The organism is Nonomuraea sp. C10, assembly GCF_008017515.1.
GTDB lineage: Bacteria > Actinomycetota > Actinomycetes > Streptosporangiales > Streptosporangiaceae > Nonomuraea > Nonomuraea ferruginea.
Genome location: NZ_VPFF01000001.1, coordinates 5565530 through 5579411, shown reverse-complemented (window position 1 = coordinate 5579411; position 13882 = coordinate 5565530). Strand labels below are relative to the sequence as shown.

Genomic DNA, 13882 nt, shown 5'->3' with positions numbered 1-13882 from the left:
CCTCAGGGTACGGGGACGGCGGGGATGGTCACCGGGCCGGGCAGCGGGTTCAGCACGTCGGCCTGGGAGACGCCCGCCGGCAGGACGACGTCGAGCGCCTTCGGCACCGCGCCAGGGGCGGACGAGCAGATGGGCTCGGCGCCGCCCGGCGCGCACACGCCGAACTGGAACGGCTGCGGCGTGGGGGCGAAGCCCCTGGCCTGGTCGGCGCTGAAGCCGTCCTGGCCGGTGAGCACGACGGCGAAGCGCCAGCCGGGGCCCGGTGTGCCGAACGACGCCCGGGGCAGCGCGACGGTGATCGTCCTGGTGGCGCCCGAGGCGCGCACCGCGGCGCCCGGCAGCGCGGTCCCGCCGGCCGTCACCCACACGGGCGCGGCGAACCCCTGCGCCTCCACCCGCTGCGTCCACGGGTCGGCGAGGCGGTGGTTGCGCTGCGGGAACGCGGCCTCGGCCGACCGCTCGGCCACCTGCGGGTCCTGGGCGTAGACGTCGAGCAGCTGGGCGCCCATCTGGTTGCCGAAGGTCGGGGTGAGGTCGCGTACCTCGGCCCGGAGGTAGACGGTGGTCTCGTCGGTGATCACCTGGAAGCGGCGCAGGTCGAACGCGCCGTCGTGGAAGTCGGGCGAGGTCGGGTAGGCGTACGTGCCGGGCCCGTGGTCGTCGCCGTCCGGGTCGGTCACGTCGAGCACGGTCGTGGCCCCGGTGATGTCGCCGACGACCGAGCGGCGGGCGTAGGCGGTGCGGTCGTCCGCGGTCGCCGTGACGACCAGCGCGACCTCGCCGAACGAGACCGGCGCCGCGGCGGTGAACGAGCCGTCGGTACGGGCCCGTACCGACACCAGCCGGGCGGGGGCGCCCGTGTCGACCGGGGTGGCGGCGACGTCGACCCGCGCTCCCGGCGCGGTGGTGCCGGTGACGGTGACGGAGGTGCCGGAGGGGGTCGCGCCGTCCTCGGGGGCGGTGACCGTGAGCGGGACGGTTCCCGGCATGCCGCGGTCGGCGTAGCGGCGGCGGACCACCTCGGGCTGCTCCAGCGGGCGGCCCTCGGCCAGCGACAGGATCAGCCGCAGCTCCTGGGCCTGCGCCCAGGTCAGCGGCGAGGCCGAACCCGCGGGCCCGCCGGCTGTGAAGCCGATGGAGGCGGTCGCCGGGTCGGACCCGTACGGGGAGGCGGGCAGCGCGGGGTTCTCCCACGTCTGCTCGGGGACGAGGCCGGTGCCGGACGACATGGCGTGCATGGCGTCCAGCAGCGATCCGGCGGCGGCCCGGTCGCCGGTCTGCAGCGCGTGCTCGGCGCGCTCGCCGGACAGGACGGGCCACAGGTGGCCGGAGCCGGTGTTCGTGGTGGGCCACGGGCTGCCGGTGGGCGCGCAGGCGGTCGGGTCGGGTTCGTAGCAGTCGCCGTAGCCGTCCTCGGTGCCCTCCGTGCCGGAGCCGTACCGGTACCAGCCGGGGCCGTTCGGCGTGGTCCGCCGGATGACCCGGTCCACCACCTGGAGACTGGCCAGCACGTCCGGGTCGCCGGGCGGCAGGACGCCGAGCCTGGTCAGCTCCAGGAAGCCCGCGTCGACGACCCGCCGCTGGTCCTCGGTCGGCGCGCCGTTGCCCAGGTTGTAGGAGTCGGCGGCGTCCGGGTCGCCGTGGCGCGACAGCCGCAGGAAGTAGCGGTCCGCGTACGGGCCCGTCGTGGTCACGGTCCAGCCCTTGACCGAGCGGGCGAAGTGGTCGGCGGTCGCCCGGTAGAGCCTGGCCCTGGCCGGGTCGTCCTGCCGGGAGGCGATCTCCCCGGCGGCGACCAGCCCGGCGATCTGGGAGGCGATCGTGGACGGGGAGTGGCCCGACTGCTCCTCCCACCGCTCCACGCCGAACGCCGGCCCGTGCGCGACCACGAAGTCGGCCGCCGCCCGCACCCGGGGCCACAGCTTCCGGTCGCCGGAGAGCCCCGCCTGGTAGGCCATGAGGATCGGGAACGCCGTCTCGTCGAGCTGGTCGCCGCCCGAGTCGGGGGCGAGCCTCCCGTTGATCAGCGAGTTGCGCGGCATCCGGCCGTCGGGCAGCTGCTGGCGCTCGAACAGGAAGCGGGTCACGGCCCGCGCCGTGGCCAGGTCCCCGGCGGTGAGGAACCCGGTGAACGTCTCGTACGCGTCGCGGGCGAACACCTGGCGGTACGAGCCGAAGTAGACGGCCCGGCCGCCCACCTCGGCGCCCGCGTCGACGGCCTGCCCCCACGGGCTGCCCAGCGAGGCGACGACCGCGCCCGGGAACGTCTTGTCCTCGCTGGCCTTGAGCACGTTCGCCGACAGCCGGTAGCGGTCGGCCAGCGGTCCCGGCGGGCGCCGCAGCCCGGCGTCGTAGACCGTCCAGCCCGCCTCGTACCGGGCCAGCGTCGCCGCGAAGGGACGCCCGGCCGCGTCGCCCGCGGTGCGCAGCGCGGCGGCCTTGGTGCGGCCGAAGCCGAGCGCGAACGTCACCTCGCCCGACCGGTCGAGCGGCAGCCGGGCCGCGGCCACCACGTTGCCGTCCGGGGCGGCGGTGTACGGGGTGAGCGAGCGTGCGCCGTCGAGCTGCACGGCGCCGTCGCTCCCGGTGCCCGCGTAGCCGACGCTCGCCTCCGGCAGCCGCCGCTCGGCGCGCAGGGCCAGGTGGGTGGGCACGGCGTAGTCGCGGCCGGGCGCGGACGTCACCGTGTTCACGTCGGAGACCACCGGCGCGCCGGTGGCGGCGTCGACCGTGCCGCTGTCGGCGCCGCCGTTCGCGGTCCCGCCGCCGCCGTTGCCGTTCACGCTCGCGTCCAGCAGCGCGTACAGCCGCAGGTTCGCGGGCCGCAGCCGGGCGCTGACCACGACGGCGTCCCGGTCCGGGTCGGTGACGTACGTGGTGGTCAGCCGGTAGCGGCCGGCCCTGCTCGTGGCGGTGACGGTGCAGGCCATGCCGGAACGGCTGGTGGTCACCTCATAAGTCGTGTCGCGGGACTGCAGCTCGGTGAACGTGCGGCCGTCGGTGACCGCGAACCGCATGGTCTCCACGTTCGTGTTGTCGATGGTGGGCTCGTACACGTCGGACAGCACGCCGCCCGCCACCGTGAACCAGACCTTGGACTCGCGGCCCGCGGACGTGCCGACGCAGTCCTTGCGCGCGAGCCCGAAGTGGGACGCCGAGCCGGGCCCGCCGGGCGCGGGGGCGGCGTGCGCGGGCAGCGGCGGCGCCCCGGCCAGCGAGGCGGCGGCGACCAGGGCGAGCGCGAACCGGCGGACAGCAGCCATGCGAAGCTCCCTCTGGAACCGCACGCGCCCCGCCCCGTGCCTGGTAATCCCCTTTGCAGACAAGACCGTCACCGCCCGCGTGTCAACCCCGCGGGTGAGCCGCCACGCTGACGGGGCAGGGGCGACCGTCATGAAGAAGACACTGCTGGCCACGGCGCTCGGCACCGCCGCCGCGGCCGCCCTGGGCGGGATCGCCACCAGATCGGGGCGGCCCTGGTTCCAGAAGCTCGACAAGCCCTCCTGGCAGCCGCCACCGGCCGTCTTCCCGCTGGTGTGGAACCCGCTGTACGCGCTCATCGCCTACGGCGGCGCCCGCGCCCTGGACCGGGCGGGCGACGAGCGCGCCGCCCTCGGCCGCACGCTGGCCGCCAACCTGGCGCTGAACGCCGCCTGGCCGGCGCTGTTCTTCGGCGTCCGCTCGCCGCGCCTGGCGCTGGCGGAGATCGTCGCGCTCAACACCGCCAACGTGCTGCTCGTGCGCAAGGCCATGCGCGCCGACCGCACCGCGGGGCTGCTCCTGGTCCCGTACGCGACGTGGACGGCGTTCGCCACCGCCCTGAACGCGGAGATCGTCCGGAAGAGCCCCGAGTAAAGATCAGTAGATTCAAACATTAAGTAGCCAATCCCTCACTATGGGTACTGATCACTTCGGATGATCACATCACCGCCCGCAGGGGGATGCATGTACAAGTACGCCATGACCGCACTAGCCACCGCCGCCACCAGCGTGCTGCTGGTCGCGGGTCCCGCGGCAGCCGAGGACGCCGGCCAGTGCGCGCCGGCCGCGGCCGGCTCCGTCCCGAAATCCGGCTCCGTGGGCGGCGTGACCGCTCCGGCCCACACCGCGGAGACCCAGCGGTTCGTCGAGAAGCTGGTCCAGGTGGTCCAGCCGGGCCCGGCGGCACCAGTGCTGGACGAGTCGGGCGCCAAGGCGCTGCTCGGTCAGCTCGCCTGCCAGTCGGGCGCCGACGGCCACGTCGCGCGGACGGCCGACAACGAGGAGGAGAACTGCATCAGGTACCGGGTGGGCCCCGGCTGGTCGCCGAACTGGCCGATGCTCGACGCCCTCGGCGTCAGGGAGCTCATCGAGCGGTCGTCGGGCACCGCCTCGGTCTGCGTCGGCGACCCGTCGATGCTGCCCGGCACCACGGCCGTCCAGCCGCAGCCCGGCCCGCAGGCCGGGTCCGCTTCGCAGGCCCTGTCCGACGACCCGACCCCGGCCCCGGCCGCGCCGGGCGCCGACGCCCAGCCGCAGCCCGAGCCCCAGGCCCAGCCGCGGCCCGAGGCGCAGAACCAGCCTGAGGTTCAGCAGCAGGTCCAGATCCAGCCGCAGGTCCAGTGGCAGGGCCGGGGGCAGCAGCGGGCCCAGGCTCAGGTGCAGCCGTACCAGTACTCGCAGGTCTACGTGCAGCCGAACGGGCAGTCGCTGATGGAGAGCCTCGGCATCGGCCTGCTGCTGCGCGGCATGGTCGACGACGACTGACGGCCGCGGCCGGGCGCCGGGTTCGGCGCACCCGGCGCCTGACACCGTACGGGTGACAAGGTCAGGCGACAGGTGAAGAGAACCGGCGCCCGCTGAGGCCGTACGCTGCTGCGCATGGTGAATCGGGTGATCGACGGCCGATTCGAGCTCGTGGAGCGGCTCGGCGGCGGGGGCATGGGGCTGGTGTGGCGGGCCTGGGACCAGGCGCTGCACCGGGAGGTCGCGCTCAAGGAAGTGCGGCCGCCCGACCCCGCCCTGGGCGACCCCGACCCCGCCCGGGACCGCGAGCTGCGCGCCAGGGTGCTGCGCGAGGCCCGCGCCCTGGCCCGGCTCAACCACCCGCACGTCGTCACCATCCACCACATCGTCGACACCGGCGAAGACGGCTTCCCCTGGCTGGTCATGGAGCTGGTGACCGGCGGCTCGCTGCAGGACCGGCTGTCCGACGGGCCGATGGGCCCGGCGGAGACGGCCCGGCTGGGGCGTGAGGTGCTGTCCGCGTTACGGGCCGCGCACGCCGTCGGCATCCTGCACCGTGACGTCAAGCCGGGAAACGTCCTGCTCCGCCCCGACGGGGGCTCGGTCCTCACCGACTTCGGCATCGCCGCCGTGCGGGAGTCGCCCGGGCTGACCGCGACCGGCTCGTTCATCGGCTCGCCCGAGTACATGGCGCCCGAGCGCATCAACGGCCACGAGGGCGACCCCGCCTCCGACCTGTGGTCGCTCGGCATGCTCCTGTACGTGGCCGTCGAGGGTCGCCACCCCCTGCGGCGCGCCACTCCGCTGGCCACCCTGGCGGCGGTGCTCAACCAGGACGTGCCGGCGCCGGAGCGGGCGGGCGGTCTGACCCCGGTGCTGTTCGCCCTGCTCAACCGCGACCCCGCCGCCAGGCCCGACCCCGACGCCCTGGACCGCATGCTCGCCGCCCACGACGCCCCGCCCCAGAACTTCTCCCCCCACCCCGGCCCGCCCTTGGCCCACCCACCCCACCGCCTACCCCCGACCGGCCCACCGTCCGGCTTACCGTCCGGCCCGCCGTCAGGCGTATCGTCCGGCCCGTTCTCAGGTCCCCCGTCCGGCCCGCACCGGCCCGCCGGTCCCGCGTACCCCGGCTCGCACGGCGCCCCCGGTTATCCGGGCGCGCCAGGGCATCCCGGCGCGCCCGGGTATCACGGCGCGCCCGGTGGGCCCGCGTATCCCGGCTCGGCCAGGCCGTCCGGCCCGCAGTGGAACACCGAGCCGCCCTCGGTGACCGCGCCCACCAGGGCGTCCCGGCGCAGGAGTCAGGTGACGACGTCGATCGTCGCCGGGGTGGCGGCGGTGTCGGTGGCGGCGGTCGTGGTGTGGGTGTTGCCGCCCGGCCATCGCGGCGGCGCCTCCGAGAGCCCCGCCGCCGACAGACGGACGAGCGCCGCCGAAGAGACCCCGGCCACGGAACGGACCTCAGCGGAGACCGGCACGGAACCGGCCCCGGCGGAGACCGAGGAGCGCGAGCCCGTCAACCTGCTCACCCCCGCAGGGATGCGCCGCCTCGTCGCCGACCTGAAGCCGGTCATGGGCGGCACCCAGGTGGTCGACCTGACCGTCTACCCCACGTACGCGATCGCCGGCGCCCCGGTCAAGGGCCGCAAGACGGTCTACGACCGGTACACCTACCGCGACGGCGTGGCCACCAAGGACGGCCCCGGCTCCACGGTCAGCAAACCCATCGTGGACCTGCGGAAGTACAACTGGGACGCGCTGCCCGCCCTGATCCGCAGGGCGAACAGGGAGCTCGGGGTCAAGAAGCCCACCACCCGCTACATCATCGTCGACGCCGCCTTCCACGAGACGGGCGCGATCCGGGTCTACGTCTCCGACGAGTACCACGCCAGCGGCTACCTGGCCGCCGACCCGACGGGCAAGGTGATCGCGAAGTACCCCGCCGGCGGATGAAGCGGTTAGTTCCCGGCGAACACGGGCACCTCATCGGCCATGGCGGAGCACGGGTTCGTGGTGATCGGCAACGCGGCGGCCGGCGGCGTCGACGGGACGGCGCGCGAGGAGGTGCTGGACGCCCTGTCGGGTGACGTGGTGGTGTGCGACGTCGAGCGGCCGGGCGACATCGAGCGCGCGCTGGCGGAGCATCCCGGCAGGGTCCCGGTGGTGCTGGGCGGCGACGGGACCGTGCACGCCGTCGTGGCGGCGCTGCTGGCCAGGGGAGAGCTGGCCACCCGCCCGATCGGGCTGGTGCCGCTGGGCACCGGCAACGACCTGGCCCGCGCGCTGGGCATCCCGCTCGACGCGCGCGAGGCGGCCCGCGTCCTTTCAGACGGCCGGGAGCGGACGCTGGACCTGCTGGTCGACGACGAGGGCGGCATCGTGGTGAACGCCGTGCACGTCGGCGTCGGCGCGCACGCCTCCGAGCACGCGGCCGCGCTCAAGCCCTTGCTGCGCAGGGCCGCGTACGCGGTGGGCGCGCTGGTCGCCGGGGCGCGCAGCAAGGGGTGGCGGCTGCGGGTGAAGGTGGACGGCGAGCCGGTCACCGACGGGCGGCGGCGGGTGCTCATGGTGGGGATCGGCAACGGAGTCTCAATCGGCGGCGGCACCCCGCTCGCCCCGCACGCCCGCCCCGACGACGGCCTGGCCGACGTGGTGATCTCGTACGCGGTCTCGCCGCTGGCCAGGCTGGCCTTCGGCGTCCTGCTGCGCCGGGGCAGGCATCCGGAACGCGCCGACGTGATCACCGTCAGGGGCAGGGGCATCACCGTCGAGGGCGAGCCGGTCGCGGCCAACGCCGACGGCGAGCTCCTCCCGCCGGCCCCGCACCGCGCCTGGACGCTCCGCCCCGCGGCCTGGAGCGTGATCGTCCCCAAGGAGGGCTGAACCCTGGCGAGGCGGCGCGGGATCGATCACAGTGGAGGCATCCGGATACTCACCTCCAGGGGGATCGCGTGAGCGAGCCGACGCAGCCGCCGATGTACATGCGCAGGGACGGCTTCGGCCCCGCGCCCGAGCTGTCCGCCCTGCGCGCGGAGGGCGTCAGCCGGATCGGCACCCCGTTCGGGGTCGACGCCTGGATGGTCACCCGCCACGCCGACATCCGCGAGGTGCTGGGCGACGCCGAGCGCTTCCCGATCGCCTTCTTCGGCCTGCCGCAGCTGCCCGGCGCGCCGGAGCTGTCGGAGGAGCAGCTCGCCACCCTGCGCGCCGGCAACCTGCTGCAGCTGAACCCGCCCGACCACACCCGGATACGCCGGATGCTGGCGCCCGAGTTCACCATCCGCCGGATGCGCCGCCTGGAGCCGCGCATCGCCGGCATCGTCGCCGAGCACCTGGACGCGATGGAGGCGGCCGGCCCGCCCGCCGACCTGGTCCGGTCGTTCGCGCTGCCGATCCCGTCGCTGGTCATCTGCGAGCTGCTCGGCGTCCCGTACGAGGATCGGGAGGGTTTCCAGCGGCGCACCAGCCGCATGCTCGACATGTCGACCCCGCCGGAGGAGGCGCTGGCAGTCCGGCTGGAGTCGCGCGCGTACATGGCCGGGCTGGTCGCCCGCGAGCGGGCCGAGCCGGGCGACGACCTGATCGGCACGCTGGTGCGGGAGCACGGCGACGACCTCAGCGACGACGAGCTGATCGGCATCGGCGGGCTGCTGCTGCTCGCCGGGCACGAGACCACCTCCAACATGCTCGCGCTGGGCACGCTCGCCCTGCTGCGCCACCCCGGCCAGCTCGACCTGCTGCGCAAGGAGCCCGCCAGGATCGACGCCGCCGTCGAGGAGCTGCTGCGCTGGCTGAGCATCGTGCACTCCGGCACGCTCAAGCTGACCGCCACGGAGGTCGAGATCGCCGGGCGGCGGATCGGCCCCGGCGAGCTGGTGGTGTGCGCGCTCCCGGCCGGCAACCGCGACCCCGGCCTGGCCGCCGACCCGGACACGCTGGACCTGTCGCGCGGCGAGCCCGGCCACCTGGCCTTCGGTCACGGCGTCCACCACTGCCTGGGCGCCCCGCTGGCCCGGATGGAGATGCGCCTCGCCTTCCCGGCCCTGCTGGAGCGCTTCCCCACGCTCAGGGAGGCGGAGCCGGCCCCGGTCTTCCGCACCATGCACATCGTCCACGGCCTGACGTCCCTGCACGTCGCCTGGTAGCGGTCAGGCGGGCGTGATCGGGAAGTTGTGGCGGAACACGTTGCCCGGGTCGTACGCGGCCTTCACCTGCCGCAGCCTGGCCAGGGTCGCCGGCGGGAACGCCCTGGTCAGCAGCTTGTCCTCGAAGCGCGGCTCGAAGCTGAGGTAGGCGGCCGTCACGCCCAGCCCGTCCCACGCCCGCTCGGCCCGCGCCGCCCGCGCCGCGGAGATCACGCCGTTGACGGAGAAGTTCTGGGTGCGGTGGGCGTACGCGGTGGCGCCGGGGGCGACGTCGTTGACGGCGCCGCCGACCGAGCGCACCTGGACCATGGTGAGCAGCCGCTGCTCGAACATCTCCGCCAGCCGCCCCGAGGTGTCCGCGTCGAGGTGGTCCACCAGGGCGGAGTGGCCGCGCAGTCCGCCCTGCTGCCCGGTGTGCCGGTTGCGGTGCGGCGCGACGACAGCCGCGTACGGGGCGAGCTGCGCCTGCTGCTGGAGCACCGGCGCCACCTCCAGGAACGGCTCCAGCGCCGCCACGGCCGCGTCGGTGTCGTCGCCGGCCCACACGGCGAACGTCTGGGCCAGCGCCGAGTAGCCCTGCTGTCCCGGGAACACGGTGGTGAACGGGGTCAGCTTCCGCGGGCTCGCCTCCACGGCCCGCCCCCAGCGCTCCAGGAACGCGGCCGTGTCGGAGGCGTCGTGCACGAAGACCGCGAACACCACGTCGGACAGCTCGGTCGCCTCGATGTCGAACGAGGTGACGACGCCCAGGTTGCCGCCCGCGCCGCGCAGCGCCCAGAACAGGTCAGGATGGTGCTCCGGGTCCGCCCGGACGGTCCGGCCGTCGGCCAGCGCCACCTCGGCGCCCACCACGTGGTCGATCGTCAGCCCGTAGGAGCGGGCCAGGAAGCCCTGCCCGCCGGCCGTGGCCAGCCCGCCCACGCCGACGTCGCCGTAGTCGCCCGAGCTGATCGCCAGCCCGTGCGGGCTCAGCGCGCTCGCCACGTCGCCCCAGCGGGCGCCGGCGCCGACGCGCACCAGCCTCCGCCCGCGGTCGAGGACCTCGACCGCGTCCAGCGCGCCGACGTCGACGACGATCCCGCCGTCGTTGGTGGACCGCCCGCTGATCCCGTGCCCGCCGCTGCGCACGGCCAGCGGCACGTCCTGGCTCCGCGCGTACGTGAGAGCCTCGGCCACCTGCCCGGCCGTGGCGGGGCGGAGCACCAGCCCGGGGGAGCCGGTCCAGATGTAGGAGGAGCGGACGCGCTCGTAGTCGCGGTCGCCGGGCTCCACCGCGGTGCCCGCCAGCGAGGCGGGCACCGCGTCGTAGTCGATGCCGGGACGGCGCAGCGCGAGCGCCCGGGGAGGCCGCGCGGGGCCGGTCGTGACGCCGCGGGCGGCGCGTTCGGCGGCGACGGCCTCGCGCAGCGCGGGCGCCACCTCCCGGCCGAAGCGCTCGATGGCGGCCGGGTCGTCGCCGGGCAGGATGAACGTGCTGATCCCGTCCTCGACGGCCAGCGGCAGCAGCCGCTCCACCCACTCCTCGGCGGAATCGCCGGCGAACTCGCTCATGAGGTTGAGCAGGCGGCGGATCTCGCGCGGGTCGCGGCCCGCCCCGTCCGCCGCCTCGTCGATGATCTTGTTGCCGGCGGTGAGGTCCTCCGGCGTGGCGTAGCCGAGGCTGGGCAGCCACCCGTCCGCCTTCGCGCCGACCAGCCGCAGCATCCTCGGCTTGTACGCGCCCAGCCAGATCGGCACGTCGTGGGCCGGCGCCGGGCCCCGCTTGGCGCCCTTGACCGTGTAGTGGGCGCCGTCGACCCGCAGCGGGCGCCGCTCGTCGGCGTCCCACACGCCGCGGATCACGTCGATGGCCTCGCTGAGCGCGTCCACCGCCTGGCCGGGGCTCAGCCGCCGGCCGCCCATGGCCTCGATCGCGTCCCAGAACCCGCCCGCGCCCAGGCCGAGCTCGACCCGCCCGCCTGACAGCAGGTCCAGGCTCGCCACGGACCTGGCCAGCACCGCCGGCGGGCGCAGCGGCAGGTTGAGCACGTTGCCGGACAGGTGGACGCGCTCGGTGCGCGCCGCCACCCAGCTCATCAGCGTCCAGGTGTCCAGGAAGGTCGCCTGGTACGGGTGGTCCTGGAACGTCACCAGGTCCAGGCCCGCCTCCTCGCTCAGCCGCGCCAGCTCGACGGCCAGCTCGGGCCGGCCGTTCTGCGGGGTGATGAACGACCCGAAGCGTAGGTCGTGGCCGTAGTCGGGCATCCCGTCCTCCATATGGTAGATGTGTCAACCTTATTCGGGATGGATGACATGTCAACCTTTGTGACGTAGGCTGGTGGCATGACAGCCGACCTGGCCGCGTGGCGTGCTTACAGCACCGTGCACACCCAGCTCGCGGCTCACCTCTCCCGCGAGCTGACCCGGGCCACCGGGCTGTCCGAAGCCGACTACCAGGTCCTCGACGCGCTGCTCGACGCCCCCGGCGGCCGGATGCGCGCGCTGGAGCTGCGCTGGGTGCTGCAGTGGGAGAAGAGCCGGCTGTCCCACCAGGTCGGCCGGATGGCCAAGCGCGGCCTCCTGGGGCGCGAGTCGTGCGCCGAGGACGCGCGCGGCTGGGACATCGCGCTCACCCCCGAGGGGCGCGAGGCGGCCGTCCGCGCCCGGCAGGTGCGCGACGACTCCGTCCGCCGCCTCGTCCTCGACGCCCTCGGCCCCGACCGGCTCGCCGGGCTGGAGGAGACGGCCGCTCTCCTGTCGGCCCGCCTGGAGAGGGCAGCGGAGGAGGACCCGTCCTGCCGCGCCGCCCGCGCCGAGGTCTTCCCCGGCGCCCCGTCAGTCGACTGAGCGCAGCAGGAGCAGCGCGATGTCGTCGAGGCGCTGGTCGACGTTGGACGAGGGGGCGATGAGGGCGTCCGCGAGCTCCTGCAGCGGCCGCCGGGCGAGCCTGCCGAGGTGCAGGGAGAGTTCGGCGATGGCGTCGTCCAGCAGCACGCCGGGCGCTTCGACCAGCCCGTCGGTGTAGAGGGCGAGCGTGCCGCCGGGCGGCAGCGCGACCTGCGAGGCCTCGTACTCGGCGTGCGGGTCGATGCCGAGCAGGAGCCCGGGGGCCGGCTCGATCAGCTGGGTCGCCCCGCCGTGGTGGTGCAGCAGCGCCGGCAGGTGGCCGGCGCTGGCCACGTCCAGCACCCTGTTGTGCAGGTCGAGGTTGATGTAGAGGCAGCTGGTGAACCGGTTCGGCGTCAGGTCGATGACCAGCCGGTTGGTGTGCGCGAGAATCTCGCCGGGATCGGCTCCCGAGGCCGCGTAGGCGTGGATCGCCGTGCGCACCTGCCCCATCAGCGCCGCCGCCGTCGGGTCGTGGCCCTGCACGTCGCCGATGACCGCCGCCGCGCACTCGTCACCCAGGCTGATCAGGTCGTAGAAGTCGCCGCCGATGTCCATGCCGCGGGTGGCGGGCAGGTAGCGGGCGGCCACGTCCAGCCCGTCGATGTGCGGCAGGCGGCGCGGGAGCAGGCTTTCCTGAAGGCTCTGCGCGAGCCGGTGCTTGGCGTCGTACAGCTTGGCCCGGTCGAGCGCCTGGGCGACCAGCCCGGCGAGCGAGGTGAGGGTGGCGCGCTCGTCCTCGGTGAAGTGGTGCGGGCGTTCGTAGCCGATCACCAGCGTGCCGAACGACCGTCCCTGCGTGGTCAGCGGCAGCACCGCGCAGGCCGCGATGGGGTCGTCGACCGCCGGAGGGTAGACCTCACGCAGTTCCCGCCGGGAGGCGAAGAACCCCGGCTCGACGGCGTCGGCCGGGGAGCCTGCCGGGCTCGACCTGGTCGTCGACCACTCGTTGAACGTGTCGATGGTCTTCCGGCTCGTGCCACGGCTGCCGAGCAGGATCATCCGGCCGCTCTCGGCGGTCAGGATGGACAGGGACTGCGCGTTGAAGACCGGCAGCAGGTGGTCGCCCACCAGGTCGACGATCTCCTGCACGGTGGCCGCCTGGCTGAGCATGGCGGTCAGCTGCAGCATGCTGTGCAGCGTGGAACTGGCCGTCCTCCTGCTCCCGGCCAGCATCTGGTCCGGCATGAGATGCCCGGGGTCACGCGCCATGGTGCTGGGCGTGACGCGGACGCTGATGCCCATCGGCGCGGGATAGAGCTGGAAGGCCAGCCACTGCCCGCTGGGCCGCCGGGCGGTGAAGGAGGTGGCCTCCTGGCTGATCACCGCCGCCCGGTAGCGGTCCTCGTACTCGGGGGTGTTCAGCCACGGCAGCGCCTCCCAGGCGCGCCGGCCGAGCAGCTGGGAAGGCGAGTCGCCGAGCAGTTCGGCGGCCGACGGGGTGAGGAACGTGATCCGGCCTTCCAGGTTCAGCGCCAGGTAGCCTTCGGGCAGGCCGCTGAGGCAGTCCAGGGCGGCCATGCCGGCGTCGGGATCGAGCCGCCGCCCCCGCCGGGGCGAGATCACGCGCGGCCGGACGCGGGGCGTCACCGGCTGCCCGCGCCGCGCGGCGTCGCTCAGCACCGTGCCCATCCGGTGGCACGTCCGCTCGATCAGCTGCCGCCGTTCCTCGGTGAGCTCGGTCTGGCCCGGCGGCCAGGCCAGCAGCAGCGCCCCCCAGGCGGTGTCGCCGGCGCAGATGGGAGCGGCGGCCATCGAGAAGTCGTACGGCAGGGACAGCGCCGCACCGGGGTAGTCGCGGGCCAGCTCCTCCTGGTCGGCCAGCCAGACCAGCCGCCGCTCGCGCAGGGCCACCGCCGACGGCACGGGCCCGTTGACGCGCACTCTCGACCAGGCCCTGGCGATCGTGATGGGGAAGCCCTGCTCGGCGTCCATGAGCAGCAACTCCTGGTCCTCGTCGAGGAGGTAGAGCGCGCCGAGGTGGGCCCCGGTGGCGTCGATGACCGCCACGAGCAGGTCATGCAGCTGCCGCGCCTCCGGACCGGGAGCCGCCATGGGCTCGAACTCCTGTCGCACGCCGCTAGCCCGTCCGGCCCCCTGCGTGCGGAGCCCGTGGAAACGGTCCTCCGAAATCCCTCATACAG

At 74.7% G+C, this 13882-nt stretch carries 9 protein-coding genes; 6 read left to right on the top strand and 3 right to left on the bottom strand.

The genetic code is table 11. The features are described 5' to 3' along the window. Nucleotides 1-2: 2 nt before the first annotated feature. Nucleotides 3-3263, bottom strand: coding sequence for a glucodextranase DOMON-like domain-containing protein (locus tag FR742_RS25550; protein ID WP_148033282.1), 3261 nt, complete (start codon nt 3261-3263; stop codon nt 3-5). 130 nt (nt 3264-3393) lie between these two features. Here FR742_RS25550 and FR742_RS25545 point away from each other — a divergent pair, with 130 nt between their 5' ends. The 5 genes from FR742_RS25545 to FR742_RS25525 all read left to right on the top strand — a co-directional run bounded on the left by FR742_RS25545 (nt 3394) and on the right by FR742_RS25525 (nt 8873). Then, entirely contained in the window at nt 3394-3855 is a 462-nt protein-coding gene (locus FR742_RS25545) for a TspO/MBR family protein (protein ID WP_148033281.1), read from the top strand. A 105-nt stretch (nt 3856-3960) separates the two neighbouring features. Then, nucleotides 3961-4746 carry a hypothetical protein gene (locus FR742_RS25540; protein WP_148033280.1) on the top strand — a complete coding sequence of 262 codons (786 nt, stop codon included), beginning with the start codon at nt 3961-3963 and terminating at the stop codon, nt 4744-4746. Between the two features lie 114 nt (nt 4747-4860). Continuing rightward, nucleotides 4861-6681: a serine/threonine-protein kinase gene (locus tag FR742_RS25535; protein ID WP_187281300.1), complete on the top strand. Its 1821-nt coding sequence runs from the start codon at nt 4861-4863 to the stop codon at nt 6679-6681. A gap of 39 nt (nt 6682-6720) precedes the next feature. Then, nucleotides 6721-7611 (top strand): diacylglycerol kinase family protein, encoded by an 891-nt coding sequence (locus tag FR742_RS25530; RefSeq protein WP_148033279.1) that lies wholly within the window; start codon nt 6721-6723, stop codon nt 7609-7611. 68 nt (nt 7612-7679) lie between these two features. Beyond that, nucleotides 7680-8873, top strand: coding sequence for a cytochrome P450 (locus FR742_RS25525; protein WP_261808742.1), 1194 nt, complete (start codon nt 7680-7682; stop codon nt 8871-8873). Between the two features lie 3 nt (nt 8874-8876). Here FR742_RS25525 and FR742_RS25520 read toward each other — a convergent pair whose 3' ends face one another. Continuing rightward, nucleotides 8877-11117: an LLM class flavin-dependent oxidoreductase gene (locus tag FR742_RS25520; protein WP_148033278.1), complete on the bottom strand. Its 2241-nt coding sequence runs from the start codon at nt 11115-11117 to the stop codon at nt 8877-8879. Nucleotides 11118-11195: 78 nt separating this feature from the next. On the opposite strand from FR742_RS25520, the gene FR742_RS25515 reads away from it, so the two are divergent. Continuing rightward, on the top strand, nt 11196-11699 hold the full coding sequence (locus tag FR742_RS25515; protein WP_148033277.1) for a MarR family winged helix-turn-helix transcriptional regulator: 504 nt from the start codon (nt 11196-11198) through the stop codon (nt 11697-11699). On the opposite strand, the gene FR742_RS25510 is transcribed toward FR742_RS25515, so the two are convergent. After that, nucleotides 11688-13793 carry a SpoIIE family protein phosphatase gene (locus FR742_RS25510; protein ID WP_148033276.1) on the bottom strand — a complete coding sequence of 702 codons (2106 nt, stop codon included), beginning with the start codon at nt 13791-13793 and terminating at the stop codon, nt 11688-11690. The genes FR742_RS25515 and FR742_RS25510 overlap by 12 nt on opposite strands. Nucleotides 13794-13882 lie beyond the last annotated feature (89 nt).

What these genes read in the sequence shown, in the direction of transcription:
- FR742_RS25550 (WP_148033282.1), bottom strand. Translation starts at nt 3,263, where the DNA reads ATGGCTGCTGTCCGCCGGTTCGCGCTCGCCCTGGTCGCCGCCGCCTCG.
- FR742_RS25545 (WP_148033281.1), top strand. Translation starts at nt 3,394, where the DNA reads ATGAAGAAGACACTGCTGGCCACGGCGCTCGGCACCGCCGCCGCGGCC.
- FR742_RS25540 (WP_148033280.1), top strand. Translation starts at nt 3,961, where the DNA reads ATGACCGCACTAGCCACCGCCGCCACCAGCGTGCTGCTGGTCGCGGGT.
- FR742_RS25535 (WP_187281300.1), top strand. Translation starts at nt 4,861, where the DNA reads ATGGTGAATCGGGTGATCGACGGCCGATTCGAGCTCGTGGAGCGGCTC.
- FR742_RS25530 (WP_148033279.1), top strand. Translation starts at nt 6,721, where the DNA reads ATGGCGGAGCACGGGTTCGTGGTGATCGGCAACGCGGCGGCCGGCGGC.
- FR742_RS25520 (WP_148033278.1), bottom strand. Translation starts at nt 11,117, where the DNA reads ATGCCCGACTACGGCCACGACCTACGCTTCGGGTCGTTCATCACCCCG.
- FR742_RS25515 (WP_148033277.1), top strand. Translation starts at nt 11,196, where the DNA reads ATGACAGCCGACCTGGCCGCGTGGCGTGCTTACAGCACCGTGCACACC.
- FR742_RS25510 (WP_148033276.1), bottom strand. Translation starts at nt 13,793, where the DNA reads ATGGCGGCTCCCGGTCCGGAGGCGCGGCAGCTGCATGACCTGCTCGTG.